This window comes from Streptomyces afghaniensis (assembly GCF_044327915.1).
Taxonomy (GTDB): domain Bacteria; phylum Actinomycetota; class Actinomycetes; order Streptomycetales; family Streptomycetaceae; genus Streptomyces; species Streptomyces afghaniensis.
Map to the genome: position 1 here is coordinate 433,022 of NZ_JBIRGJ010000005.1, position 23,950 is coordinate 456,971.

Consider the following 23,950-nt stretch of genomic DNA (forward strand, 5'->3'; position numbering starts at 1 on the left):
TCCATCCCCTGACCCTCCACAGAACGGAGCCGCTGATGATCATCCAGAAGATGCACGAGATGGGCGTCCGCAGCGAGCACGCCTACATGGCCGCCATGGCATCCATCGGCCTCAGTGTCGTCGCCTGGGCGGGCTCCCTGAAGGTCGAACCCGGCACCAACGTCGCCCGCGCCGACCGCTGGGGCATCTTCGTCGGCGAGTGGGCGCCCACGTTCTTCGGTCTCGGCCTCGCGCTGTCCCACTACGAACAGCAGGACGGCACGCTCACGGCCGACGTCCACGAGTTCCGCCAGGCGCAGAAGGCCGGCTGAACGGCCCGCTCCGGCGAGCGTCCGGCGCCGTTCCCGCGCACCCTGGTGCCATGGCGTCCGTGAAACCCGTCGTGGTCTACCCGCCTGCCACGGACGGTGGGCGGCGGGTCCGCGTCGACGACCAGTTCCTCGGGATCGCGTACGGGCTGCTGGACGTCGCCGAGTTCCTGCGCCGGGCGGGGATCGAGGATGCGGACGAGGCATACGTGGCGGCGACGGGCCTGATCGAGTGGCGCGGCGGCGGCCCCGGCACCTGGGGCACGGGGCCCGGGTGAAGCGTCGGCGCCGGGTCGGCGCCAGCCGATGCTTCCCCCGAACGGCCCAGCGGCGTGACCCCGGAGCGGGTCCGGCAGTTGTGTCGGGCATGAAGAAGCGCAGCATGCTCGCCATCGCCTCCCTGGCCACCGGCTTCGTCGTCGCCGCGGTCACTCCGTCGCACGCTGTCGGAGAGAAGCTCCCCGCCATCAACGTGGACGAGACTCTCAAGACGCTCGACCAGGCCGTCGGCAAGGACGGCCTGTCCGTGGCCGGGAAGGATGGCGTTCAGAAGAACAAGGGTGCCCACAAGAAGGGCGCTCAGAAGAAGAAGGGCTGACGAGCCGCTCAGGCCCCGGCCCACGGCGCCGGCGCTCCCCGCGTACGGGGGGCGCCGGCGCCGTCGTCATGCGCCCTCAACTGCGGCTGGTTTCCGTGGCAGGGTGGAGCGGGCAAGCCTCAGGGGGCCAACAGAAGAGGGGGACCTGTGACCGTCGTCTGGATCAACGGCGCGTTCGGTGCGGGGAAGACCACCACCGCACAGGAACTGATCGAACTGATCCCGAACAGCACGCTCTTCGACCCCGAGGTCATCGGCGGAGCGCTCCGGTACCTGCTACCGCCCAAACACCTCGCCGAGGTCGGCGACTTCCAGGACCTGCCGATCTGGCGACGGCTCGTGATCGACACGGCGGCCGCGATGCTCGCCGAGCTCGGCGGGACCCTGGTGGTCCCCATGACCCTGCTGCGCCAGGAGTACCGCGACGAGATCTTCGGCGGCCTGGCCGCCCGGAGGATTCCGGTCAGCCACATCCTGCTCGCTCCGGCCGAAACGATACTGCGGGAGCGAATAGCGGGCCGCGAGGTTCCGCCGGACCTGCCCGACGGCGAGATGCGAATACGCCGGTGGTCCTTCGACCACATCGAGCCGTACCGCGCCGCGCTCGCCTCCTGGCTCACCGCCGACGCCCACCCGGTCGACACCAGCGACCTCACGCCCCGCGAGACCGCCGCCCGGATCGCCGAGGCCGTCAACAGCGGCTCCGTGCCCGTCTGTGACATCGTGCAGACGCCCGAGCCCACCGCCGAGACGCTCGCCGCCGGAGTGCTGCTCTTCGACGAACAGGACCGGGTGCTGCTCGTCGACCCCACCTACAAGGCCGGCTGGGAGTTCCCCGGCGGGGTCGTCGAACCCGGTGAGGCGCCCGCGCGCGCCGGTGTGCGGGAGGTCGCCGAGGAGACCGGCATCCACCTCGACGAGGTACCGAGCCTCCTCGTCGTCGACTGGGAGCGCCCCTCGCCCCCCGGGTTCGGCGGACTGCGGCTCCTCTTCGACGGCGGCCTCCTCGACTCCACGGAGGCCCGACGGCTGCTGCTGCCCGGGCCGGAGCTGCGTGACTGGCGGTTCGTCACCGAGGAGGAGGCCGCCGACCTGCTGCCGCCGGTGCGCTACGAGCGGCTGCGCTGGGCCCTGAGGGCACGCGAACGCGGAGCGGCGTTCTATCTGGAAGCCGGAGTACCGGTCGGCTGACGCCGAGCTCTCCGCCAGTGCCCTTTACCCGGCGCGGGGGATTCCGAGGGAAAAGCAAAAGGAAACGTCCAGGCAGCCACTGCCAATCGCTGCCCAAGGAATCTCCCGCACTCCCTCACGCGGCGGGTAATCACATTCCCCGTGCTCGTCAACACTTTTCCATGACCGCAAACAATCCCTTTTCCGGCCCCTGCTCGGCTTGACCGGACTCGCACGTCGTTGCGAAAGTCCGCAGAGTCTCACGGCGGCACTTTCGGCCGCCACTCAATTTCCTTGCCTCAGGGGCAGATCCGGGATGTCCGTACGATGACCACGCAACACCAGCCGGCCGACGCCGGTGGCGGCACCGCGCTGCTGACCGAGCCGTCGACGCAGGACCCCCGCCCCGCCGACGCCGTCGTCGCCGGCCGCTCACCGGCCCGCATGGCCTGGAAGCGGATCAGGCGGGACAAGGTCACCATGGCCGCCTTGGTGGCCACCCTCCTGTTCATCGCGATCGCACTGCTCGCGCCGGTCCTCACCGCGCTGACCAGCTGGGGACCGATCACCCCCGACAACAAGGCGATCAACCCCGACACGGGCAACTTCCCCTACGGGTCCCTGGGCGGCATCAGCGCCCACCACCTCCTCGGCGTCGAACCGGGCACCGGCTACGACCTGTTCGCCCGCATCGTCTACGGTCTGCGCACCTCCCTCTACGTGGGTTTCGCCTCGGCCGCGCTGTCCACCGCGGTCGGTGTCGTGGCAGGGCTCGCGGCCGGCTACTTCGGCGGCTGGGTCGACTCCCTGCTGTCCCGGGTCATGGACGTGATGCTGGCGTTCCCGCAGCTGCTGTTCATCATCGCGCTCACCCCGGTGATCCAGAACGCCCTCCAGACCAACAGCCACGGCGGCACCGACGAGAACCTCCGGCTGCTCGTCCTGGTCCTCAACATCGCCGTCTTCGCCTGGGCCTACACCGCCCGTCTGGTGCGCGGACAGGTGCTGTCCCTGCGCGAGCGCGAGTTCGTCGACGCCGCGCGGCTGATGAGCGCCGGCCGGCGGCACATCCTCTTCCGGCAGCTGCTGCCCAACCTGTGGGCGCCGATCCTGATCTCCTTCGCCCTCGCCGTCCCGCAGAACATCACCACCGAGGCGGCCCTGTCGTACCTGGGCGTCGGCGTCATCCCGCCCAACCCGGACTGGGGAGCGCTGCTGTCGGACGCCTCCCAGTTCTTCCTCCAGGACCCGATGTACCTCTTCGTACCCGGCGTCCTGCTCTTCCTCCTGGTCCTGGCGCTCAATCTCCTCGGGGACGGCGTCCGGGACGCCCTGGATCCCCGCGCCCGGCGCGGCTGACAAGCCACCCCCCGAGTGTCGGCCCGGCGGCCCCACGAACGGCCGCCGAGCCCGTAGCAAGAACGGAGTTTCCTCAATGACGCGCAGCACGCGCAGATCGCGCACGGTCGCTCTCACGGCCTCCGCCGTGGTGATCGCCCTGGGGGCCACCGCATGCGGAGGCTCCTCCGGCAACAGCGCCGGCGGCTCCCCGTCGAAGGGCGGCACGCTGACGATCCTCGACGACGCCGACTTCAACCACATCGACCCTCAGCGGACGTACACCACCGAGGGTTCGAGCATGGACTACGAGCTCGTCCGCACCCTCACCGGATGGGACGAGACGGCGTCCGAGCCCAAGCTGGTCGGCGACCTGGCCACCGACACCGGAACGCCCAGCAAGGGTGCCACGGTGTGGACGTTCCACCTGCGCCACGGTGTCAAATGGCAGGACGGCAGCGAAGTCACCGCGCAGGACGTCAAGTACGGCGTCGAGCGAGCGTTCTCCCCGGACATCAACGGCGGCCCGCCGTACGCCAGTCAGTGGCTGGTCGGCGGTGATTCCTACAAGGGTCCGTACAAGGGCAAGCAGCTGGCCTCGATCCAGACGCCGGACAAGTACACCCTCGTCTTCCATCTCAACCAGCCCGTCGCCGACTTCAACGAGACGACGGCCATGACCGGGTGGTCGGCCGTGCCCAAGGCCCACGACACCGGCGCCACGTACGACACGCACGTCTGGTCCGACGGGCCCTACATGATCAAGTCGTACGCCAAGAACAAGGAAATGGTCCTCGTCCGGAACAAGAACTGGAGCCAGGCGACCGACCCGATCCGTCAGCAGAACCTCGACGAGATCGACGCGAAGTTCGGCCAGGACCAGGCCGCCATCGACCAGCAGATCAAGTCCGACGGCGGCGCCGCCCAGACCGCGATCACGCAGACGCCGATCGCCGGCTCCGACCTGACGACGATGGCGAGCGACCCCTCGCTCAAGTCGCGCTACTACAAGATCCCGGCCCCGGGCATCAACTACATGGCCATCAACATGAACCGGGTCAAGGACATCAAGGTCCGTCAGGCGATCGAGTACGCCGTCGACAAGACCACCGTACGCGGCGCCTTCGGCGGTTCCGCCTACGGCAACTACGCCACCACGATGCTCGCCCCCGGTATCGACGGCCACAAGGACTTCAACCTCTACAGCAGCAACCCCGCCGGTGACCTCACCAAGGCCAAGGCCCTGATGAAGCAGGCCGGCAACCCCAAGCCGACCATGTCGCTCGCGGTGGAGAACATCCCCACGCACGAGCACTTCGCCGACGCCGTGAAGACCGCGCTCGCGAAGATCGGCATCACGGTGAACATCACTCCGATCGACAAGAACAACTACTTCAGCACCGTCGACAACGTGAAGAACCAGTACGACCTGACGTGGGGCGACTGGATCGCGGACTGGCCCAACGCCTCCACCGTGCTGCCCACCCTCTTCGACGGCCGCCAGATCAAGAAGCTCCCGCAGTCCAACAACGACATCTCGTACCTGAACGACCCGAAGGTCAACGCGCAGATCGACAAGATCGGCAAGATGACCGACATCAAGCAGCGCAACGCCGCCTACGGGGCCCTGGACGAGCAGATCCTGAAGGACGCCGCCGTGGTCCCGCTGATGTACATGAACTTCAGCGAGGTGAGCGGCTCGAAGGTCGGCGGTGTCATCGACGACTCGATCATGGCCGAACCCAGCCTGGTGCACGCCTACATCAAGAAGTGACGCACCTCATCTGAACCCCGCCGGCGGCCCAGGCCGCCGGCGGGCACCCCACTCACGTCAGGTCCCGGCACCCCATGTTTCGTTACCTCATCAGACGCCTGCTGGCAGCGGCCGTGATCATGCTGGTGATCACCACGATCACGTTCTTCATCTTCTTCGCGCTGCCGTCCAATCCCGCGCTCCTGGCCTGCGGAAAGACCTGCTCGCCCTCCCGCCTCGCGGAGATCAAGCACTCGCTGGGCCTGGACCAGAGCTACCTGACGCAGTACTGGGAGTTCATCAAGGGACTCGTCGCGGGCCGCGACTACGGCGACCAGAGCGTCCGCATCCACTGCGCGGCGCCCTGCCTCGGCATCTCCTTCCAGACCGACACCCCCGTGCTGACCACGCTCCTGCAGGACTTCCCGGCGGACCTCTCCCTCGGTCTCGGTGCCGCCGTGGCCTTCCTGATCCTGGGCGTCGGCCTCGGCACCGTCGCCGCGGTCCGCAGGGGCAGGGCCGCCGACAAGGCGGCGGTCGGACTGGCCCTGTTCGGCGTGTCGGTGCAGATCTACTTCATCGGCCTGCTCCTGCTGTACCTCTTCGTCGACAAGTTCCAGATCCTGCCGACCTCCGGCTACACCTCGATCACCGAGGACCCGGCCGGCTGGTTCAAGGGCCTCATCCTGCCGTGGGCCACCCTGGTCATCGTCTACCTCGCGATGTACACCCGGCTCACCCGCTCCTCCATGCTGGAGGTCTTCGCCGAGGACTACATGCGCACCGCCCGCGCCAAGGGCCTGCCGGCCGCCACCGTCGTCCTCAAGCACGGACTGCGCGCCGCCATCACCCCGATCATCACCATCTTCGGCATGGACGTCGGCTCCCTGATCGGCGGCTCCGCGGTCATCACCGAGTCCGTCTTCGGCATCAACGGCATCGGCAAGCTCGCGGTCGACTCCGTCCAGAACTCCGACCTGCCCGTCATCCTCGGCACCACGCTCTTCGCCGCGACGTTCGTCGTCCTCGCCAACGTGGTCGTCGACCTGGTGTACGGCCTCGTCGACCCGCGCGTGCGCCTCGCCTGAGCCCCCCTTTCGTCCTTAGGAACACCCGTGTCCGTATCGACCTCACCGCAGCCCGCGGACGTCACGCCCGCGCCCGCACCCTTCCTCGACGTACGCGACCTGAGGGTGCACTTCCCGACCGAGGACGGCCTCGTCAAGTCCGTCGACGGCGTCTCCTTCACCCTGGACAAGGGCAGGACCCTCGGCATCGTCGGCGAGTCCGGCTCCGGCAAGTCGGTGACCTCGCTGGCCCTGCTCGGACTGCACAAGGGCACCCGCGCCCGGGTCTCCGGCGAGATCTGGCTGGAGGGCAGGGAACTCGTCGCCCTGCCCGAGGCCGGGATGCGCGAACTGCGCGGCCGCACGGTCTCCATGATCTTCCAGGACCCGCTCTCCGCGCTGCACCCCTTCTTCACCGTCGGCTCCCAAATCGCCGAGGCCTACCGCGTCCACCACAAGGTCTCCAAGAAGGAGGCCAAGGAACGCGCGGTGGAGATGCTCAAGCGAGTCGGTATCCCGCAGCCCGAACGCCGGGTCAGGGACTACCCGCACCAGTTCTCCGGCGGCATGCGCCAGCGCGCCATGATCGCCATGTCCCTGGTCTGCGACCCCGCCCTGCTCATCGCCGACGAGCCCACCACCGCCCTGGACGTCACCGTCCAGGCGCAGATCCTGGACCTGATCCGCGATCTCCAGGAGGAGTTCGGCTCCGCCGTCGTCATCATCACCCACGACCTCGGCGTGGTCTCCGACATCGCCGACGACATCCTGGTGATGTACGGCGGCCGCCGGATCGAGTACGGCACCACCCGCGAGGTCCTCAAGCAGCCTCAGCATCCGTACACCTGGGGCCTGTTGCAGTCCATGCCGCACCTCACCGGCGACGTCGGCGAACGGCTGAACCCGATCCCCGGCACCCCGCCGAGCCTGATCAACCTGCCGGACGGCTGCTCCTTCCACCCGCGCTGCGCCTACAAGGGCTGGGCACCAAAGGGGCGTTGCACCGTGGAACGGCCCGAGCTGCGCCTCGTCCCCGGCACCGGAGGGCACCTCGCCGCGTGCCATCTCACCGACGAGGCCAAGCAGGAGATCCGCGGCGGGAGCGGCCCGGACGACCGCGGCGCCGACGCCGTACGGGTCGCGCAGTGACGGCGGCGGACGAAAGGGAGCAAGCCGTGAGCACCACCCAGCCCCTCACCGGGCCGACCACCGACCGCCCCACCGGCGAGAACCTCCTCGAAGTGCGCGGTCTGCAGAAGCACTTCCCCCTCCGGCAGGGCATCATCTTCCAGCGGCAGATCGGGGCCGTGCGAGCCGTCGACGGCATCGACTTCTCGGTCGGGCCCGCCGAGTCGCTGGGCCTGGTCGGCGAGTCCGGCTGCGGCAAGTCGACCACCGGCCGCCTGATCACCCGGCTGCTCGAACCCACCGGCGGGTCCGTCGTGTTCGACGGCGAGGACATCACCCACCGGCCTCCCGGACGGATGGAGGAGGCCCGCCGCAACCTCCAGATGATCTTCCAGGACCCGTACTCCTCGCTGAACCCCCGGCACACCGTCGGCACCATCATCGAGACGCCGATGCGGCTCAACGGCATCAACCCGCCCCAGGGCCACAAGCGGCGCGCCCAGGAACTCCTGGAGACGGTGGGCCTCAACCCCGAGCACTACAACCGCTACCCGAACGAGTTCTCCGGCGGCCAGCGCCAGCGCATCGGCATCGCCCGCGCCCTCGCCCTGCGGCCGAAGCTGATCGTCGCCGACGAGCCCGTCTCCGCGCTGGACGTCTCCATCCAGGCCCAGGTCGTCAACCTGCTCCAGGACCTGCAGCGGGAGTTCGGAATCGCCTTCGTCTTCATCGCCCATGACCTCGCCGTCGTACGGCACTTCTCGGAGCGCGTCGCCGTGATGTACCTCGGCAAGATCGTCGAGGTGGCCGACCGGGAGTCGCTCTACACCCGGCCACGGCACCCCTACACGCACGCGCTGCTGTCCGCCGTGCCCGAGGCCGACCCGGACGCCACGCAGCGACGCGAGCGCATCCGGCTGGCCGGCGACGTGCCCTCGCCGATCGACCCGCCTTCCGGCTGCCGCTTCCGCACCCGCTGCTGGAAGGCCCAGGACAAGTGCGCCACCGAGGAACCGCGGCTGGTACGTGCCGAGGGCAGTCCCGCGGGCCATCTCACCGCCTGCCACTTCCCCGAGGAGCCGACGGTCGCGGCGCGCGAGGAGGACATCGTCCTCGATCCGGCGCTCGGCTAGGTCGTGTCCGCGTCGAGAAAAGGCCCTCGTCCGCGGGCGAGGGCCTTCTGCCGGGGGCAGAGCGGTCAGCTCGCCGCGTAGTTGCGCAGGAACAGCGCCTCCGCCACCGACAGCCGCTCCAGCTCCTCGGGGGAGACGCTCTCGTTGACCGCGTGGATCTGGGCCTCCGGCTCGCTCAGCCCGATGAGCAGGATCTCCGCGTGCGGATAGAGCGCGGCGAGCGTGTTGCACAGCGGGATGGAGCCGCCCTGGCCGGCGTAACTCATCTCCTGCCCCGGGTACGCCACCGCCATCGCGTCCGCCATGGCCTGGTACGCCGGGCTGGTGGTGTCGGCGCGGAAGGCCTGGCCCTGGCCGATCTGCTCGGTGCTGACCCGCGCACCCCACGGCGTGTGCGCCTCCAGGTGAGCCTGGAGCAGCTTGGTCGCCTCGGCCGCGTCCACACCCGGCGGCACCCGCAGGCTGATCAGCGCCCGGGCGCTCGCCTGCACGGACGGGGTGGCACCGACGACGGGCGGGCAGTCGATGCCGAGGACCGTCACGGCCGGCCGCGCCCAGATGCGGTCGGCGACCGTACCGGAGCCGATCAGCTCGACGCCGTCAAGCACCTTGGCGTCCTGCCGGAACCGCTCCTCGTCGTACTGGAGCCCCTCCCAGGCCGAGTCCCCGGTGAGTCCGTCGACGGTCGTCGAACCGTCCTCGGCGCGCAGCGAGTCCAGGACCCGGATCAGGGCGGCCAGCGCGTCGGGCGCGGCACCGCCGAACTGGCCCGAGTGCAGGTTTCCGGCGAGCGTGTCGATCCGCACGCGGACGAGAGTCATACCGCGCAGCGTGGACGTGACGGTCGGCAGCCCGACCCGGAAGTTGCCCGCGTCGCCGATGACGATCGTGTCGGCCTCCAGCAGGTCCGGGTGCGCCTCCGCGTACCGCTCCAGGCCGCCCGTGCCCTGCTCCTCCGAGCCCTCGGCGATCACCTTCACGTGGACCGGGACGCCGCCGTTGGCCTTCAGCGCGCGCAGCGCCAGCAGGTGCATGACGACGCCGCCCTTGCAGTCGGCGGCCCCGCGCCCGTACCAGCGTCCGTCCCGCTCGGTCAGTTCGAACGGCGGGGTCGTCCAGCCGGCCTCGTCCAGCGGCGGCTGCACGTCGTAGTGGGCGTACAGCAGGACGGTCTTCGCGCCCTCGGGGCCGGGCAGGCAGCCGTAGACCGACTGCGTGCCGTCGGGGGTGTCGAGCAGGGCCACGTCCTGGAAACCCTCGGCGGCGAGCGCGTCCGCGACCCAGCGGGCGGCTGCCTCGCTCTCGCTTCTCGGGAACTGGTCGAAGTCCGCCACCGACCGGAAGGCCACCAGTTCGGTGAGCTCTTCCTTCGCCCTGGGCATCAGCGAGGCGACGGTCTCGGCGACCGGATTCGACGACATGGGCACGCTCCTCGTGGGTGCGACGTTGTAGCGGTGAGTGCCGTAGATCCTCCCACAGCGGCCTTCGGCCAGGTCCGCCGTAGGATGCGGGAGACAGCAGGGGCAGGCGGCTTGATCGGGAGCAGTAGACCATCGTGAGCAGCGAGAACTCTTCGGCGGACGACGTGCAGCAGGTGTGGGACGTCGTCGTGGTGGGCGCGGGACCCGCGGGCGCTTCGGCCGCGTACGCGGCGGCGGTCGCCGGCAGACGCGTGCTGTTGCTGGAGAAGGCGGAGCTGCCGCGGTACAAGACGTGCGGCGGCGGCATCATCGGCCCCTCGCGCGACGCCCTCCCGCCCGGCTTCGAGCTGCCGCTCAGGGACCGCGTGCACGCGGTGACGTTCTCGAACAACGGCCGCTTCACGCGCACCCGCCGGTCCAAGCAGATGCTGTTCGGGCTGATCAACCGGCCCGAGTTCGACCAGCAGTTGGTCGAGCACGCGCAGAAGGCGGGCGCCGAGCTGCGTACGGGTGTCACGGTCCAGCGGGTCGAGCAGCACGGCTCGTCGGTGCCCGACCGGCGCACGGTCGCCGTGCTCCTCCAGGGCGGCGAGGTTCTGCTCGCGCGGGCGGTGGTCGGCGCGGACGGCAGCGCCAGCCGCATAGGGGCCCATGTCGGGGTCAAGGTCGACCAGGTGGACCTCGGCCTGGAGGTGGAGATCCCGGTGCCGGAGACCGTCGCCGAGGACTGGAAGGGGCGGGTGCTCCTCGACTGGGGCCCCATGCCCGGCAGTTACGGCTGGGTCTTCCCCAAGGGCGACACCCTGACGGTCGGGGTGATCTCGGCGCGGGGCGAAGGCGCCGCGACGAAGCGGTACTTGGAGGACTTCGTCGGGCGGCTGGGCCTGGCCGGCTTCGAACCGAGCATCTCCTCCGGGCACTTGACCCGCTGCCGGGCCGACGACTCGCCGCTCTCACGCGGGCGGGTGCTGGTGTGCGGCGACGCGGCGGGGCTGCTGGAACCGTGGACCCGCGAGGGCATCTCCTTCGCGCTGCGGTCCGGGCGGCTCGCGGGGGAGTGGGCGGTGCGGATCGCCGAGGCTCACGACGCCGTGGACACGCGCCGGCAGGCCCTCAACTACGCCTTCGCGGTCAAGGCCGGGCTCGGTGTGGAGATGAGCGTCGGCAAGCGGCTGCTGACCGTGTTCGAGCGCCGCCCCGGCCTGTTCCACGCGGCGCTGACGAGCTTCCGTCCGGCCTGGCGGGCGTTCAAGGAGATCACGCAGGGCGCGACGTCGCTGGGCGAGATCGTCCGCACGTATCCGGTGGCCCAGCGGGCCCTGACCGCGCTGGACCGCCGTCCCGCCGCGACGGGCGAGGAGATCAGCCCTTCAGAGTGATCTCGAAGACCGGGTGGTCGGGGGCGATCCGGCGCAGCTGGTCGTCCGGGGAGTCGGGGCCGACGCCGTTGAAGAAGACCCCGACCTCCGCCTTCCAGCGCTTGAGGTAGGCGCGCAGGACCGGGGTCTTGTCGTCGTCGGCCACCTCGGTCGCGGTGAAGGTGTCCACGTGCTTGCCGAGGTGCAGTTCGCCGCCGCCCGCCGCGCGCATGTTGCGCGTCCACTGGACGTGGCCGCGGGGTGCGACCAGGTACTGCCTGCCGTCCAGCGTCAGCAGGTTTACCGGGGTGGTGCGCCACTGGCCGCTCTTGCGGCCGCGGACGGCGAGGACGCGGGAGCCCCAGACGCTGATGCCGCGGCGGGTCAGCCAGGCGACGAGCCGGTTGAAGACGTTGACGGTGAACCAGCCGGGCTTGCGGACGTGTGCGGACATGGGGTCCCCCTGGTCGATGTGGAGCGGCGGTGTGGAGCGGCGCTCTCTTTTGTGAGCGCTGCTCTCGCTCTCTGGTGCCAGTCTGCACGAGGTCGGCGCTCCAAGGCAAGAGCGCTGCTCTCGTTTTTGATTACTGCTCTCGTTTGTGTGCACTGCTCTGGTTCCATGGCACGATGACACGCATGAGCACCGCACACGGCGCCCGTGCCCGGGCCAGGATCGAAGTCACCGCGGCCATCAAGGACGAGGCCCGCAGACAGCTCGCGGCCGATGGCGCCGCCCGGCTCTCGCTGCGGGCCGTCGCCCGCGAGCTCGGCATGGTCTCCTCCGCGCTGTACCGCTACTTCCCCAGCCGTGACGACCTGCTGACCGCCCTCATCATCGACGCCTACGACTCCCTCGGCGAAGCCGCCGAGGCCGCCCACGACGGGGCCGCCGGCTCCGGCCCCCTGCAACGCTGGATCGCGGTGTGCGAGGCGGTGCGGCGCTGGGCGCTCGGCCATCCGCACGAGTACGCCCTCATCTACGGATCGCCCGTCCCGGGCTACACCGCCCCCGACACCACCGTCCCGGCCGCCGCCCGAGTCGGTCTCCTGCTCATCGGCGTCGTGCGCGACGCGTACCGCGGTCTCGGCCTGGCCCGGCCCTCGCTCCCGGCGGACCTGCGCCCGGAGGCCGAGCGGATGGCCGCCGACCTCGCGCCGGACCTCCCGCCGGAGGTGGTGACGGTGCTCGTCGCGGCCTGGGCCCAGCTGTACGGGCTGGTCGGGTTCGAGCTGTTCGGGCAGTTCAACCGGGTGGTGGAGGACCGGGAGGTGTTCTTCCGGTACGCGGTGGGGCAGCTCGCCCACGGCGTGGGGCTGGTGTATCCGCAGAAGGGGTGAGCCGGACTCTCGGGCCACCGGAACCGGCGGCCCGGGCAGCAGCCGGATCCTGGCGCAGGACCCGGGCGTGCAGGGCTCGATCCTCGTCGACGCCACCCTGAGCCGGGTCGTGCTGCTGCCGGTGACCATGCGGCTGTCCGGGCGGGCGAACTGGTGGGCGCCGCGGCGGCTGCGCCGGCTGCGGATCAGGGAGGGCGAGGCCGTCCCGGCGGACGACGTACTCCGCGGGGAGTACGCGTGATCACCACGCGCGGGTGACGCCGCCGCGGGCCGGCGGCGTCTAGCGTGACGGGTATGGACGAGCAGCGGGTGCGGGGCGGTCCGCCTCAGTGGTGGCGGCACGGTCCTCCCTGGTGGGACCGGTGGGGGGAGGGGGAGCGTGCGCCCCGCTGGCCCTGGCGGTCCAGCGTCGCCGTCACGGTCTTCGTGCTGGCCGGCTCGAACTTCGCCGCTCATGGCCAGGAGGGCGAGCGGGCGGCCCTGGACCCCTTCGCGCGGGTCCTGCTGCTGGTGGCCGGGGGGCTGCTGCTGTGGCGCAAGCGGTATCCGGTCGCCGTGGTCTTCTGCACCGCGGGTGCCGTCATGGTCTACCTGGGGGCCGGGTATCCGTACGGGCCGGTGCTCTTCACCGTCGCGCTGGCGTGCTTCAGCGCGATCGTCGCCGGGCACCGCCGGGCGGCGTGGGCGGCGATGGGAACGCTCTGGGCCGGGCACGTCCTGGTGGCGCACTGGCTCTACCAGTGGCTGCCGCCGTCGGGGGACTCCGCCGCCTCCTGGGGCGGGGAGCTGGTGGTCGCCACCTGGGTGGTGGCGATCGCGGCGGTCTCGGAGCTGTTCCGGGTCCGGCGCGAGCAGTGGGCCCGGGAGCGTGCCGAGCGTGCCGAGGCCGCGCGGCGGCGGGCCGACGAGGAGCGGCTGCGGATCGCGCGGGAGCTGCACGACGTGCTCGCCCACAGCATCTCCGTGATCAACGTCCAGGCGGGTGTCGGCCTCGCGCTCCTCGACTCCGATCCCGAACAGGCCCGTACGGCACTCATCACGATCAAGGCCCAGAGCAAGGAGGCGCTCGGCGAGGTCCGCCAGGTGCTCGACACACTGCGCGCGCCCGGTGACGCGCCGCGCGCCCCCGCGCCCGGGCTGGACCGGCTGCCCGAGCTGGTGGAGCAGGCGGCGAGCGCGGGCCTCACGGTGGACGTCGAGGGGGAACCGCCCCGGCTCGCGCCCGGCACGGACCTCGCCGCTTTCCGGATCGTCCAGGAGGCCCTGACCAACGTCGTACGGCACTCGGGCTCGCGGCACGCGCGCGTGCACCTCGCGCACGACGCGGACGTGCTGCGGCTGCGCGTCGACGACGACGGGCCCGCGACCGGCGCCGACGCGGGCGGCAGCGGCAACGGGCTGGCCGGTATGCGGGAACGGGCCGCCGCGCTGGGTGGCACCATCGAGGCGGGACCCCGCCCGGACGGCGGTTTCCGGGTGCTCGCCGTACTTCCGTTGCGGGCTTCCGCCGGCCGTTGAGCCGTACCCCAGAACCACGTCAGGAGGACGACGGTGATCCGCGTACTGCTCGCCGACGACCAGTCACTGGTCCGGGCCGGGTTCCGGGCGCTGCTCGACGCGCAGCCCGACATCGAGGTGGCCGCGGAGGCCGCCGACGGGGAGGAGGCCGTGCGCGGCATCCGCGAACTGCGGCCCGACGTCGTCCTGATGGACATCCGCATGCCCGCGCTCGACGGCCTGGCCGCGACCCGCCGGGTCACCGAGGACCCGGACCTGAAGGACGTCAAGGTGGTCATGCTCACCACCTTCGAACTCGACGAGTACGTCTTCGAGGCGATCCGCTCGGGAGCCTCCGGATTCCTGGTCAAGGACACCGAGCCGGACGAACTCCTGCGCGCCGTGCGGGCGGTGGTCGCGGGCGACGCGCTGCTCTCGCCGGGGGTGACACGCCGCCTGATCGCCGAGTTCGCGGCCCGCTCCAAGGAGCCCGCGGCGGCCGGCGCGCTGGCCCGGCTCACCGAGCGGGAGCGGGAGGTGATGGCCCTGGTCGGCATCGGCCTGTCCAACGAGGAGATCGCCCGCCGCCTGGTGGTCAGCCCGCTCACCGCGAAGACCCACGTCAGCCGCACGATGGTGAAGTTGCACGCCCGCGACCGGGCCCAACTGGTCGTGCTCGCCTACGAGTCCGGGCTGGTGCGGCCGGGCTGGCTGGGCTGATCCGCCGAGCGGAACCGGGCCAGCACACTGACGACCCGGGCGACGAAGAGGACGGGCGTGAGCACCAGCCCGGCGCGCAGCAGGAGACTCTCCGGCGTGTCCGGGAGGTCGAAGAGCAGCGCGGGACCGGCCACGGCCCCGAAGACGACCGCCGCCGCGAAGGCCGCGCTGCACAGCGCGTACCCGATCTCGACGGTGATCGCGTCCCGTTCGGCCTGCGTGCGCCGTCCCCCGTGACTGGTCATACGGCGAGTCAAACAGGAGGGGCTTCAGTGGGCAAGCGACTACGGGGCGACGCCGGCGACGCCGTCTGCCGGTTTGTCGAGGACGTACGCCGTGTAGCGAGTGACGCGTCCGATGGCCCGGTGAGCCCGGACGACGGCGACGACCTCGTCCCAGTCCTGTGCGTCGAGCGTCCTGAGGCCGGGCCACCGCACGCACAGGGCCTGTCGGCCGGCCCGGGTGGACGCGGTGGCGGCGAACAGGGCACAGAGTTGGGCTGCCCGGTGGAGTACGGGAGTGGTCCAGTCGAGGATCCGGCGCGTGGTGAAGCCGGCGGCGGACGCCATCAGCGGGTACCGCTCGTACGGTTCGATGTCGTCGAAGCGCCAGGTCCCGCGTACGAGGCCGGTCGCGTCGAGAGCCCCGATCGGCTGGTCCGTACGGGACGTGACATCCACGAGGACGAGCCGGCCTCCTGGGCGGAGCAGCCGGAAGCTTTCGCTCAGGAACGACCTGCGGCCCTCATGGCCGAAGTGGAAGGCGGCCTCCAGGCAGTGCACCCGGTCGAAGGAACCGTCCGCCAGCGGGATCCGCGCGGCCTGCCGCGGCAGAGCCGTGGCGTCGGCGACGGCGAAACGCACACCGGGAAGGCCACCGAAGCGGCGACGTGCCTGGTCGATCTGCGCGGGCTGGATGTCCACCCCCAGCGCCCGGCATCCCGTGGCGCCCAACCGCGCCGTGGTGTCGCCGAGACCGCATGCGGCGTCCAGGACGAGCTGTCCGGGCCGGGCGTCCAGTAACGCCAGCGACCGGCGGGCCAGCCGGCGCTGAAAGGGCGCCGGCCCGGCCAGGACCACGAGCGGCAGGGTGGGCAGCGTGAAGTAGCCGATGTCGACCAGGCTGTCCCAGCCGAGGTGCCGCAGCACCCGGAAGAGCACGCTGTCGTCGTTGTACGCACTCGCGAGGTCCCCGCCGTCACCCATCCCGCAGCCTCCCCTTTCCGAGGGCCGCTCACACCGGGCCCACTGTCCGTGTCACCGCCCAGGCCTGCGCTTACACTGAGCCCATAAGGGACGTTCGTGACGTACCGGAATCGCCGTGCGCTCTCAGCGGATGCTCGTACCGGCCCTCGCCCTGGTCCTCCTGACGGTGCCCGCGATCTCAGCCCGGGCACAGGGTGAGGAAGTTCCGCGCGGCCCCACCTTCGCCGCACGCGCTCTGCAGGCGCTGATCGACGGTATCCAGTTCGGGGTGATCATCGCGATCACCTCGGTCGGGCTCTCGCTGATCTTCGGCACCATCCACCTGATCAACTTCGCGCACGGTGAGTTCGTGACGATCGGCGCCACCTTCGCGTTCTTCCTCAACGTCTCCGCGGCCGGTCCGGGCTGGCACCTGATTCCCGCCGCCCTCGCCGCGGTGGTCCTCGGCGCCCTGCTGGGCGGGGCGGTCGAGCGCGGCCTCTGGCGCCCGCTGCGGGCCAGAGGCACCGGGCTGATCAACATGTTCATCGTGACCATCGGGCTCTCGCTGCTGCTGCGGCACGTGGTGCTCGTGCTGTACGGAACCCGGCCCGCCTCCTACGCGCAGTACGACATCCAGAGCACGATCGGCCTGGGGCCGGCCGGCATCACCCCGCGGGATCTCGCCGTCACCGTGCTCGCCGTGCTGGTGCTGCTCGGCATCGCCGCGCTCCTGCAGAAGACGCGGATCGGCACGGCCGTGCGGGCCGTCTCCGCCAACCGCGACCTCGCGGAGGCGTCGGGCATCGACGTGCAGCGGGTGGTGCTGTTCGTGTGGATGCTCGCCGGCGCTCTGGCCGCGCTCGGCGGGGTCTTCTTCGGCCTGGTGGAGATCGTCACCTGGGACATGGGCTTCAAGCTCCTGCTGCTCATGTTCGCGGGGATCATCCTGGGCGGCCTCGGCTCCGCCTACGGTGCGATGGTCGGCAGCCTCGTCATCGGCGTCGTCGCCCAGATGTCCACCCTGTGGTTCCCGGTGGACCTGCAGTACGCGTGGGCGCTGCTCGTCCTCATCGTCGTCCTGCTCGTCCGGCCGCAGGGCATCCTCGGCCGGGCCGAACGCGTCGGGTGAGGGGGCGCGCCATGGACTTCTCGGCCATCGTCTCCGACGCCCTGCGCTCGGGAATCGGCCCCATCGCCGCCGTCTACGCGCTCGCCGCGATGGGCCTGAACCTGCACTTCGGCTACACGGGGCTGCTGAACTTCGGCCAGGTCGGGTTCATGCTGGTCGGCGGCTACGGGCTCGCCATCACGGTGTCGACGTACGACGGCCCGATGTGGCTGGGCGTCCTGGGCGGCATCGCCTGCGCGATCGTGCTGGCGCTGCTGCTCGGCCTGCCCACCCTGCGGCTGCGGGCCGACTACCTCGCGATCACCACGATCGCGGCGGGCGAGACGCTACGGCTGTTCTACCGGTCCAGCTGGGCCGAGCCGGTCACCGGTGGCGTGTTCGGGCTGCAGAGGTTCGCCAACGACTTCTACGAGCTGAACCCCATCGAGCCCGGCACCTACGGCGTGTGGCTCGTGCGGTTCAGCTCCCGCGACCTCTGGGTGATGATCATCGGATGGGCGCTGGTGCTCGTGGTCGGAGGTCTGATGGCCCTGCTGATCCACAGCCCGTGGGGCCGTGTCATCCGGTCGGTCCGTGAGGACGAGGTCGCCGCGCGCAGCCTCGGCAAGAACGTCTACGCGTACAAGATGCAGAGCCTCGTGCTCGGCGGCGTCATCGGGGCGGTCGCGGGCATGATGCAGGCGATCCAGGTGCAGTCCGTGAACCCGGACAACTACGATCCGGGCGTCACGTTCTTCCTGTACACGCTGCTCGTCCTCGGAGGTGCCGGACGGATCCTCGGGCCGGTCGTCGGCTCGATCCTGTTCTGGTTCGTCCTCAGCTTCCTCGACAGCGCGCTCCGCCAGGCCATCGACGCCGAGTACATCTCACCGGACCTCATCAGCACGTCGGAGGTCGGCGCGGTGCGCTTCGCCCTGGTCGGGATCGCCCTCATCCTGCTGGTCGCGTTCCGGCCGCAGGGCCTCCTCGGCAGCCGGAAGGAGATGCTGCTCAGTGGCCGTTGATCCTGTCGTGTCCCGTACGGGCCGGCTCTCGGCGATCGATCCGGAGCCGGGGGTGCGCAAGCCCGACCCCCTCCTGGTTCTGGAGCAGGTGACCCGTACCTTCGGCGGCCTGGTCGCCGTGCGGGTCGAGCATCTGGAGGTGCAGCGCGGGGCCATCACGGCACTCATCGGGCCCAACGGCGCGGGCAAGACCACGTTGTTCAACGTGGTGAGCGGGTTCGACCGGGCCGACGGCGGCCGGTGGTCGTTCGACGGACAGTCGCTCACCGGCGCCCCGGCGCACCGGGTGGCGCGGCGCGGCATGGTCCGTACGTTCCAGCTCACGAGGACGCTCGCGCGGCTCACGGTGCTGGAGAACCTGCTGCTGGCCGCGCCCGGGCAACGGGGCGAGCGGGTGCTGCCCGCGCTGCTGCGACCGCTGTGGCGCGGGCAGGAGCGGGAGCTGGAGCGCCGGGCCGGCGAACTGCTGGACCGGTTCCGGCTCGGGCCCCTGCGCGACGACCACGCCGGCACGCTCTCCGGGGGGCAGCGCAAACTGCTGGAACTGGCCCGCGCGCTGATGGCCCGGCCGGTCATGCTCCTGCTCGACGAGCCGATGGCCGGGGTGAACCCCGCGCTGACCCAGTCGCTGCTCGGACACATCACGCAGTTGCGGGACGAGGGCCTCACGGTGTGCTTCGTCGAGCACGACATGGACGTGGTGATGGGCATCAGCGACTGGGTGGCCGTCATGGCCGACGGCCGGCTGGTGGCCGAGGGCCCACCGCACACGATCGGCCGGAACGCCGCCGTCGTGGACGCCTACCTGGGCAAACGGCACGACGAGCCGGAGGTGAGCGAGGACAAGGGCGAGGAGGAGTAGCGATGTCCGCACAGGAGCAGGCACCGGTGCTGGCGGCCGACGGCATCGTCGCCGGCTACGTCCCGGGTGTGGATGTGCTGCGCGGATGCAGCGTCGAGGTGCGGCCGGGCGAGGTGGTCGGGGTGATCGGCCCCAACGGCGCCGGGAAGTCGACGCTGGTCAAGGCCGTCTTCGGGCTGCTGCGGGTGCGCGGCGGGACCGTGCGGCTGCGCGGCGAGGACGTGACCGGCCGGCCCGCGCACGAGCTGGTCCGGCGGGGTGTGGGCTACGTACCGCAGCTGCAGAACGTGTTTCCCACGCTGACCGTCGAGGAGAACCTGCGGATGGGGGTCTACCTGCGGCCCAAGGACCACGCGCGGCGGGTCGCGGCGGTCGAGGAGCTCTTCCCCGTGCTGGCCGACCGCCGCAGGCAGAAGGCCGGCGCGATGTCCGGCGGCGAACGCCAGATGCTCGCGATGGCCCGCGCCCTGATGATGGAGCCGCAGCTGCTGCTGCTCGACGAGCCGTCGGCCGGCCTGTCGCCGCTCCACCAGGACCACGTCTTCGACCGGTGCAGAATGATCAACAGCGCGGGCGTCGCCGTGCTCATGGTCGAGCAGAACGCCCGCAGATGCCTTCAGTTCTGCGACCGCGGCTACGTGCTCGACCAGGGCCGCAACGCGTACACCGGCACGGGTACGGCCCTGCTGCAGGACGAGAAGGTGATCGAGCTCTACCTCGGCACGCTCGCCCGCGTCCGTTGACTCCCGCTGTCGGTCCTCACTCCTCGGCCGTGCTGGTCTCGGTGCGCAGGGTCTGCAGCTTTCCTTCGTCGTTGTAGCCGTACACCTCGATCGTGGCCTGGCCGGGTTCGCCCTTGTCGGTGAAGTTCAGCGGACCGCTGACACCCTCGTAGTCGATGTCCCTGCCGTCGGCGAGCAGCTCCTTGCAGGCGGCGAACGAGTTGCACTTCTCGCCGTCCTTGGTGATCCCGTTCATCTCCTTCACGTATTCGCCCGGGTCGTCGGTCTCCGCCTTCTCGGCGGCGAGCGCGATCGTCGTCACGCAGTCGAACACCTGCGGTGCGAACTGGAGCTCCTTCAGGTCCGGCGCGAATTCCTTGAGGTCCTTCACGTACTGCTCGTTCGACGCCGATGCCGGCGCGGTCCCCTTCATCCCGGAGAGCCTCTCCGGCTGGCCGGGGGCGACCAGTGAGGGCAGTTCCTCACTGCGCAGTCCGTCGGCGCCGTAGACGCCGATCCGGTCGGGCCCGAGTCCGGACTCGATCATGCCCTGGAGGATCTGGGTGCCTTCCTCGAAGGCGATCACCACGGCGGCCTCCGGCCTGGAGTTCTCGACCTGCTGGACGACCTGGTCGAAGTTGGTCGCCTTCGGGTCGTAGGTCTCGGCGAGCGTCACCGTCGCACCGCGCTCCTCCAGCGTCTTGCGGGTGGCCTCCATCAGGCCGCGCCCGTAGTCGTCCGCCCGTGCGACCAGGGCCACCCGGTCGTGGCCGTCGTCGCGGACGACATCCGCCAGGATGGGGCCCTGCAGGGCGTCGCTCGGGACGGTACGGAAGTAGTAGCCGTCGTCCTCGTAGTCGGTGAAGGTGGGCGCGGTGTTCGACCCCGAACACTGCACGACGCCGGCCCCGGTCACCCGGTCGATGAACGCCAGCGACATGCCCGAAGCCGCGGCGCCGACGATCGCGTCCACGCCTGCCGCGAGGACCCGGTCCGCCGACTGCGCGGCAACGGCCTCCTGGCCCGCCTCGTCGCTGGAGACCACGGTCGGCACGGGCTTGCCGAGGACCCCGCCGGCGTCGTTGATCTTCTGTATCGCGAACTTCAACGACTCGACCTGGGGTGGGCCGAGGTAGGCCAGCTGTCCCGTCTCCGGCAGGACGTAGCCGAACTGGAGCTCACCATCGCCCGGCTCGGCCCGGGCCGTGCCCGTCGCACCGCAGACGGCAATCACAAGAGCAGCCGCGCTTGCGAAGATCGCGGACCGCCGTATCGACGCTTTCATCTCCGCCTCCGCTCGTTACAGGCGGCGGTGGACGACTGGCCGGCCCTCCGCCCGCCATTGACATGAGCGTAGAACTCTTTCGGAGTCCGGAAAAGTATGAAACGTACACTTTTTCGATTGGGTCGGGAATGCGCCCTAGTCGCTCACGGCGACGCGCTCCGTCTCCTGCGGGGCGGACTTGGCGATCACGACGGACGGCTGGTCCCGGCGGGTCCGCAGGCCCGTGAGCGTGATCAGCAGGCCGGCGAAGGCGATGAGGGTCACGACCAGCAGGCCGGGCCGGTAGCTGTCGAGGACGGCCTGCGGGGAGGCGTCGCCCCGCTCGGGGGCGTTCGCGGTCACCACCGCCGTCACCACGGCGAGGAAGATCGCGCCGCCCACCTGGACCGAGGTGTTGAGCAGCCCGGAGACCATGCCCTGCTCGTGCTCGTCGACGCCGTTGGTGGCCTGGACGTTGAGGGACGGGAAGGTCAGCGCGAAGCCGGAGCCGACCAGCAGCATCGTGGGCAGGATGACCGCCGCGTAGACCGGGTCGAGGTCGATGCGCAGGAACAGCACGTAGCCGGTCACCATCAGGGCGAAGCCCAGGACCATCAGCCGGGCCGTGCCGAACCGGTCGATGACGGCCCCCACCTTCGTCGCGGACAGCGCCACCAGCGCGCCCGCCGGCAGGAAGGCCAGGGCCGTGTGCAGCGCCGACCAGCCGAGCAGCTGCTGCATGTAGAGGGTCACCAGGAACTGGAAGCCGATGTAACTGCCGACGAACGTCAACGCGCCCAACTGAGCCCGCACTTGCGGCCCGGAACGCAGTACGCCGAGCCGGATCAGCGGGCTGGGGCTGCGCCGCTCGACGACGACGAAGGCGGCCAGCAGGACGGCGACGGTGGCGAAGGACAGCACGGTCCGGGCCGTCCCCCAGCCCACCTCGGGCGCCTCGACGACGGTGAAGACGAGCAGCAGCATCGAGGCGGTGCCGAGGACGGCGCCGGGGATGTCGTAGCCGCCCCGGCCGCGCTCGCGCTCCGTGCGCGGCAGCAGCTTCAGGCCCACGAGCAGGGCGATCAGCGCGATGGGGGCGGGTAGGAGCATCGTGAGCCGCCAGCTGGCCTCAGTGAGCAGGCCGGAGAAGACCAGTCCCATCGAGTAGCCGGTGGCGCCGCAGGTGGTGTAGATGGCCAGGGCGCGGTTGCGCAACGGGCCTTCGGGGAACGTCGTGGTGATGATCGACAGGCCGGCGGGGGCCGTGAAGGCCGCGCTCAGGCCCTTGATGAAGCGGCTGGCGATGAGCAGCGGACCCGAGTCGACGAGACCGCCGAGCAGCGAGGCCAGCGCGAAGACGCCCAGTGCCACCAGGAACACCTGGCGCCGGCCCAGCAGGTCGGCGGCGCGTCCGCCGAGGAGCAGCAGGCCGCCGTAGCCCAGGATGTAGCCGCTGACGATCCATTGCAGCGCCGAGGTCGACAGGCCGAGGTCGGCACCGATGGAGGGCAGCGCGACGCCGACCATGGATACGTCCAGGGCGTCCAGGAACATCGCGGCGCAGAGCACCAGCAGGGTGCCCCAGAGCCGGGGAGTCCAACGCCCGTCGGACGTGGGGGAGGTGAGCGGAGAGGTCATGCCGAGAGATTACATGCGCATGCATGCGATGCAAGTGCATTTAATTCAGATGCAACGATCCCGGTTCTCTGTTACGGTGCGGCGCATGGCGGCGAAGCAGGCCGAGCAGGCGCTCGTGGAACAGTGGCGCGACATCCTGGCGCTGCATGCGCGAACACAGTGTGAACTCGACCGGGTTCTGCACGAACACGGCCTGTGTGCCAGCGACTTCGAGGTGCTCGACGTCCTCGCGGGGTGCCGGGTGGCGAAGGGCGCACCCTCCTACCGCGTCCAGGAGATCTCCGAGCGGGTCCATCTGAGCCAGAGCGCGCTGTCCCGGCTGATCGCCCGGCTGGAGAAGGAAGGGCTCGTCGAGCGCTGCATGTGCCCGGAGGACCGGCGGGGTGTCCGCGTCGCGCTCACGGCGAAGGGGCGCACGCTGCACGGTGAGGTGCTGCCCGTACAGCGTGCGGTGCTGGCGCGGATGCTGGCGGAGGACTGATCCCGGCCGGATCCCTGATCCCGGCCGGATCCTCTCGGTCCGGTCAGATCCTTTCAGTTGGGTCAGATTCCCGCTGTCTCCCGCCACAGCTCGGCGAGCGCCCGGTCGCCCGTGACCGACGGCAGGGGAGCCCGGTTCCACAGCGCCAGGTACAACTGCTCGGCCGTGCCGGACAGTTCGCATTCGGCGTTCCCCGAGGCACCCGGCGTGGTCACGGGCGGCTCGGACGACAGCCGTACGGTCCACACCGCGCCGGTGTCGTCCGTGCGCACGCGCAGGACACGCGGCTCGGGGGTGCGGACCCGGCTCCTGGAGCGGGCGTGGAAGCCGCGCAGCAGTTCGTCGATGCCGTCGGTCGCGAAGTCCGGGGTGACGGCGGTGATACCGGCGCCGCGCGCGGACTCCGCGTCGACCCGGTGCACGGCAGTCTCGTGCGCCTGCCGCCGGGTCCAGAAGGCCAGCGGGGACGGCGCGGGCAGGAAGAACCAGCACTCCACGTCGGGCGACGCGCCGGCCAGCGTGTCGACGAGGTGACGGTGACTGTCGCGGTACCACGCCACGAGCCGGGCACCGTCGAGGTCCGGGACGTCACCCAGCGGACGGCGCTCGGCGTACCCCTCGGCGACGTACGACGCGGCCCAGCGGTGCACCGCGCCCGTGTGCCGCAGCAGATCGCGCACGTGCCACTCCGGGCACGTCGGCACCTTCGCGTCGGTCCCGGCCTCCTCGGCGGCCGCGGCCAGCAACCGGCCCTCTGTCTCCAGCGCTTGAAGGAACTCGGCGGTCTCCATGCCGCGAGTCTGCCGTACGGGGCGTGCCCGAGGCGCCGGAATT

The 23,950-nt window shown here is 70.6% G+C and carries 26 protein-coding genes; 19 read left to right on the top strand and 7 right to left on the bottom strand.

All coding sequences use genetic code 11. The features are described from left to right. Positions 1-35: 35 nt before the first annotated feature. The 9 genes from ACH4G3_RS20635 (at position 36) to ACH4G3_RS20675 (ending at position 8,495) form a co-directional block, all read left to right on the top strand. Complete coding sequence (locus tag ACH4G3_RS20635) at positions 36-311, top strand: hypothetical protein (RefSeq protein WP_397625852.1); 276 nt, start codon at positions 36-38, stop codon at positions 309-311. Positions 312-361: 50 nt separating this feature from the next. Continuing rightward, positions 362-586, top strand: a complete 225-nt coding sequence (locus ACH4G3_RS20640; RefSeq protein WP_020276176.1) for a hypothetical protein — start codon at positions 362-364, stop codon at positions 584-586. A gap of 89 nt (positions 587-675) precedes the next feature. After that, positions 676-906 carry a hypothetical protein gene (locus ACH4G3_RS20645; protein ID WP_397625853.1) on the top strand — a complete coding sequence of 77 codons (231 nt, stop codon included), beginning with the start codon at positions 676-678 and terminating at the stop codon, positions 904-906. A 147-nt stretch (positions 907-1,053) separates the two neighbouring features. After that, positions 1,054-2,097: an NUDIX hydrolase gene (locus ACH4G3_RS20650; RefSeq protein WP_397625854.1), complete on the top strand. Its 1,044-nt coding sequence runs from the start codon at positions 1,054-1,056 to the stop codon at positions 2,095-2,097. Positions 2,098-2,403: 306 nt separating this feature from the next. Continuing rightward, positions 2,404-3,435, top strand: a complete 1,032-nt coding sequence (locus ACH4G3_RS20655; protein ID WP_397625855.1) for an ABC transporter permease — start codon at positions 2,404-2,406, stop codon at positions 3,433-3,435. Positions 3,436-3,511: 76 nt separating this feature from the next. Further along, positions 3,512-5,188 carry an ABC transporter substrate-binding protein gene (locus ACH4G3_RS20660; RefSeq protein ID WP_397625856.1) on the top strand — a complete coding sequence of 559 codons (1,677 nt, stop codon included), beginning with the start codon at positions 3,512-3,514 and terminating at the stop codon, positions 5,186-5,188. Between the two features lie 74 nt (positions 5,189-5,262). Further along, on the top strand, positions 5,263-6,255 hold the full coding sequence (locus tag ACH4G3_RS20665; protein ID WP_397625857.1) for an ABC transporter permease: 993 nt from the start codon (positions 5,263-5,265) through the stop codon (positions 6,253-6,255). A 27-nt stretch (positions 6,256-6,282) separates the two neighbouring features. After that, positions 6,283-7,383, top strand: coding sequence for an ABC transporter ATP-binding protein (locus ACH4G3_RS20670; protein WP_397625858.1), 1,101 nt, complete (start codon positions 6,283-6,285; stop codon positions 7,381-7,383). A 26-nt stretch (positions 7,384-7,409) separates the two neighbouring features. Further along, positions 7,410-8,495, top strand: a complete 1,086-nt coding sequence (locus tag ACH4G3_RS20675) for an ABC transporter ATP-binding protein (RefSeq protein ID WP_397625859.1) — start codon at positions 7,410-7,412, stop codon at positions 8,493-8,495. A gap of 65 nt (positions 8,496-8,560) precedes the next feature. Here the strand turns inward: ACH4G3_RS20675 and ACH4G3_RS20680 are convergent, their stop codons facing one another. After that, the gene (locus ACH4G3_RS20680; protein ID WP_397625860.1) at positions 8,561-9,916 is read right to left on the bottom strand and encodes a dipeptidase; all 1,356 of its coding nucleotides are present in this window, start codon (positions 9,914-9,916) and stop codon (positions 8,561-8,563) included. 134 nt (positions 9,917-10,050) lie between these two features. Here ACH4G3_RS20680 and ACH4G3_RS20685 point away from each other — a divergent pair, with 134 nt between their 5' ends. Beyond that, the gene (locus ACH4G3_RS20685; protein WP_397625861.1) at positions 10,051-11,295 is read left to right on the top strand and encodes a geranylgeranyl reductase family protein; all 1,245 of its coding nucleotides are present in this window, start codon (positions 10,051-10,053) and stop codon (positions 11,293-11,295) included. Here the strand turns inward: ACH4G3_RS20685 and ACH4G3_RS20690 are convergent. After that, positions 11,279-11,728 carry a nitroreductase family deazaflavin-dependent oxidoreductase gene (locus ACH4G3_RS20690; RefSeq protein WP_397625862.1) on the bottom strand — a complete coding sequence of 150 codons (450 nt, stop codon included), beginning with the start codon at positions 11,726-11,728 and terminating at the stop codon, positions 11,279-11,281. The two genes, ACH4G3_RS20685 and ACH4G3_RS20690, sit on opposite strands and share 17 nt — an antisense overlap. Before the next feature lie 182 nt (positions 11,729-11,910). Between ACH4G3_RS20690 and ACH4G3_RS20695 the strand changes: the two genes are divergently transcribed. The 4 genes from ACH4G3_RS20695 to ACH4G3_RS20710 all read left to right on the top strand — a co-directional run bounded on the left by ACH4G3_RS20695 (position 11,911) and on the right by ACH4G3_RS20710 (position 14,829). Further along, positions 11,911-12,612 (top strand): TetR/AcrR family transcriptional regulator, encoded by a 702-nt coding sequence (locus tag ACH4G3_RS20695; RefSeq protein WP_397625863.1) that lies wholly within the window; start codon positions 11,911-11,913, stop codon positions 12,610-12,612. 67 nt (positions 12,613-12,679) lie between these two features. Further along, on the top strand, positions 12,680-12,853 hold the full coding sequence (locus tag ACH4G3_RS20700) for a hypothetical protein (protein ID WP_397625864.1): 174 nt from the start codon (positions 12,680-12,682) through the stop codon (positions 12,851-12,853). Positions 12,854-12,906: 53 nt separating this feature from the next. After that, positions 12,907-14,130, top strand: a complete 1,224-nt coding sequence (locus ACH4G3_RS20705) for a sensor histidine kinase (RefSeq protein WP_397625865.1) — start codon at positions 12,907-12,909, stop codon at positions 14,128-14,130. Between the two features lie 33 nt (positions 14,131-14,163). Beyond that, positions 14,164-14,829, top strand: a complete 666-nt coding sequence (locus ACH4G3_RS20710; RefSeq protein ID WP_397625866.1) for a response regulator — start codon at positions 14,164-14,166, stop codon at positions 14,827-14,829. Here ACH4G3_RS20710 and ACH4G3_RS20715 read toward each other — a convergent pair. Both ACH4G3_RS20715 and ACH4G3_RS20720 read right to left on the bottom strand, forming a co-directional pair. Next, positions 14,790-15,074, bottom strand: a complete 285-nt coding sequence (locus tag ACH4G3_RS20715) for a DUF6332 family protein (RefSeq protein ID WP_397625867.1) — start codon at positions 15,072-15,074, stop codon at positions 14,790-14,792. The two genes, ACH4G3_RS20710 and ACH4G3_RS20715, sit on opposite strands and share 40 nt — an antisense overlap. A gap of 39 nt (positions 15,075-15,113) precedes the next feature. Further along, positions 15,114-16,034 carry a class I SAM-dependent methyltransferase gene (locus ACH4G3_RS20720; protein WP_397625868.1) on the bottom strand — a complete coding sequence of 307 codons (921 nt, stop codon included), beginning with the start codon at positions 16,032-16,034 and terminating at the stop codon, positions 15,114-15,116. Positions 16,035-16,149: 115 nt separating this feature from the next. Between ACH4G3_RS20720 and ACH4G3_RS20725 the strand changes: the two genes are divergently transcribed. Genes ACH4G3_RS20725 through ACH4G3_RS20740 form a run of 4 tightly spaced genes read left to right on the top strand, consistent with a single transcriptional unit; the run spans position 16,150 to position 19,754 of the window. Beyond that, complete coding sequence (locus tag ACH4G3_RS20725; RefSeq protein ID WP_397625869.1) at positions 16,150-17,145, top strand: branched-chain amino acid ABC transporter permease; 996 nt, start codon at positions 16,150-16,152, stop codon at positions 17,143-17,145. 11 nt (positions 17,146-17,156) lie between these two features. Beyond that, positions 17,157-18,149, top strand: a complete 993-nt coding sequence (locus tag ACH4G3_RS20730; RefSeq protein ID WP_397625870.1) for a branched-chain amino acid ABC transporter permease — start codon at positions 17,157-17,159, stop codon at positions 18,147-18,149. Next, entirely contained in the window at positions 18,139-19,011 is an 873-nt protein-coding gene (locus ACH4G3_RS20735) for an ABC transporter ATP-binding protein (protein ID WP_397625871.1), read from the top strand. Before ACH4G3_RS20730 ends, ACH4G3_RS20735 begins: the two co-directional genes overlap by 11 nt. Before the next feature lie 2 nt (positions 19,012-19,013). Continuing rightward, positions 19,014-19,754, top strand: a complete 741-nt coding sequence (locus tag ACH4G3_RS20740; protein ID WP_397625872.1) for an ABC transporter ATP-binding protein — start codon at positions 19,014-19,016, stop codon at positions 19,752-19,754. A gap of 16 nt (positions 19,755-19,770) precedes the next feature. On the opposite strand, the gene ACH4G3_RS20745 is transcribed toward ACH4G3_RS20740, so the two are convergent. Then, complete coding sequence (locus tag ACH4G3_RS20745; protein ID WP_397625873.1) at positions 19,771-21,018, bottom strand: ABC transporter substrate-binding protein; 1,248 nt, start codon at positions 21,016-21,018, stop codon at positions 19,771-19,773. 135 nt (positions 21,019-21,153) lie between these two features. Further along, positions 21,154-22,635 carry an MFS transporter gene (locus ACH4G3_RS20750; protein WP_397625874.1) on the bottom strand — a complete coding sequence of 494 codons (1,482 nt, stop codon included), beginning with the start codon at positions 22,633-22,635 and terminating at the stop codon, positions 21,154-21,156. Between the two features lie 85 nt (positions 22,636-22,720). Between ACH4G3_RS20750 and ACH4G3_RS20755 the strand changes: the two genes are divergently transcribed. Further along, positions 22,721-23,116 (top strand): MarR family winged helix-turn-helix transcriptional regulator, encoded by a 396-nt coding sequence (locus ACH4G3_RS20755; RefSeq protein WP_354740422.1) that lies wholly within the window; start codon positions 22,721-22,723, stop codon positions 23,114-23,116. A gap of 62 nt (positions 23,117-23,178) precedes the next feature. Here ACH4G3_RS20755 and ACH4G3_RS20760 read toward each other — a convergent pair whose 3' ends face one another. Further along, positions 23,179-23,907: a maleylpyruvate isomerase family mycothiol-dependent enzyme gene (locus ACH4G3_RS20760; protein ID WP_397625875.1), complete on the bottom strand. Its 729-nt coding sequence runs from the start codon at positions 23,905-23,907 to the stop codon at positions 23,179-23,181. Between the last annotated feature and the right edge of the window lie 43 nt (positions 23,908-23,950).

Bases quoted from the DNA above. Each gene is read 5' to 3' on its own strand.
- ACH4G3_RS20635 (WP_397625852.1), top strand. From the start codon at position 36: ATGATCATCCAGAAGATGCACGAGATGGGCGTCCGCAGCGAGCACGCC.
- ACH4G3_RS20640 (WP_020276176.1), top strand. From the start codon at position 362: ATGGCGTCCGTGAAACCCGTCGTGGTCTACCCGCCTGCCACGGACGGT.
- ACH4G3_RS20645 (WP_397625853.1), top strand. From the start codon at position 676: ATGAAGAAGCGCAGCATGCTCGCCATCGCCTCCCTGGCCACCGGCTTC.
- ACH4G3_RS20655 (WP_397625855.1), top strand. From the start codon at position 2,404: ATGACCACGCAACACCAGCCGGCCGACGCCGGTGGCGGCACCGCGCTG.
- ACH4G3_RS20660 (WP_397625856.1), top strand. From the start codon at position 3,512: ATGACGCGCAGCACGCGCAGATCGCGCACGGTCGCTCTCACGGCCTCC.
- ACH4G3_RS20665 (WP_397625857.1), top strand. From the start codon at position 5,263: ATGTTTCGTTACCTCATCAGACGCCTGCTGGCAGCGGCCGTGATCATG.
- ACH4G3_RS20680 (WP_397625860.1), bottom strand. From the start codon at position 9,916: ATGTCGTCGAATCCGGTCGCCGAGACCGTCGCCTCGCTGATGCCCAGG.
- ACH4G3_RS20690 (WP_397625862.1), bottom strand. From the start codon at position 11,728: ATGTCCGCACACGTCCGCAAGCCCGGCTGGTTCACCGTCAACGTCTTC.
- ACH4G3_RS20695 (WP_397625863.1), top strand. From the start codon at position 11,911: ATGAGCACCGCACACGGCGCCCGTGCCCGGGCCAGGATCGAAGTCACC.
- ACH4G3_RS20705 (WP_397625865.1), top strand. From the start codon at position 12,907: ATGGACGAGCAGCGGGTGCGGGGCGGTCCGCCTCAGTGGTGGCGGCAC.
- ACH4G3_RS20715 (WP_397625867.1), bottom strand. From the start codon at position 15,074: ATGACCAGTCACGGGGGACGGCGCACGCAGGCCGAACGGGACGCGATC.
- ACH4G3_RS20720 (WP_397625868.1), bottom strand. From the start codon at position 16,034: ATGGGTGACGGCGGGGACCTCGCGAGTGCGTACAACGACGACAGCGTG.
- ACH4G3_RS20730 (WP_397625870.1), top strand. From the start codon at position 17,157: ATGGACTTCTCGGCCATCGTCTCCGACGCCCTGCGCTCGGGAATCGGC.
- ACH4G3_RS20740 (WP_397625872.1), top strand. From the start codon at position 19,014: ATGTCCGCACAGGAGCAGGCACCGGTGCTGGCGGCCGACGGCATCGTC.
- ACH4G3_RS20745 (WP_397625873.1), bottom strand. From the start codon at position 21,018: ATGAAAGCGTCGATACGGCGGTCCGCGATCTTCGCAAGCGCGGCTGCT.
- ACH4G3_RS20750 (WP_397625874.1), bottom strand. From the start codon at position 22,635: ATGACCTCTCCGCTCACCTCCCCCACGTCCGACGGGCGTTGGACTCCC.
- ACH4G3_RS20755 (WP_354740422.1), top strand. From the start codon at position 22,721: ATGGCGGCGAAGCAGGCCGAGCAGGCGCTCGTGGAACAGTGGCGCGAC.
- ACH4G3_RS20760 (WP_397625875.1), bottom strand. From the start codon at position 23,907: ATGGAGACCGCCGAGTTCCTTCAAGCGCTGGAGACAGAGGGCCGGTTG.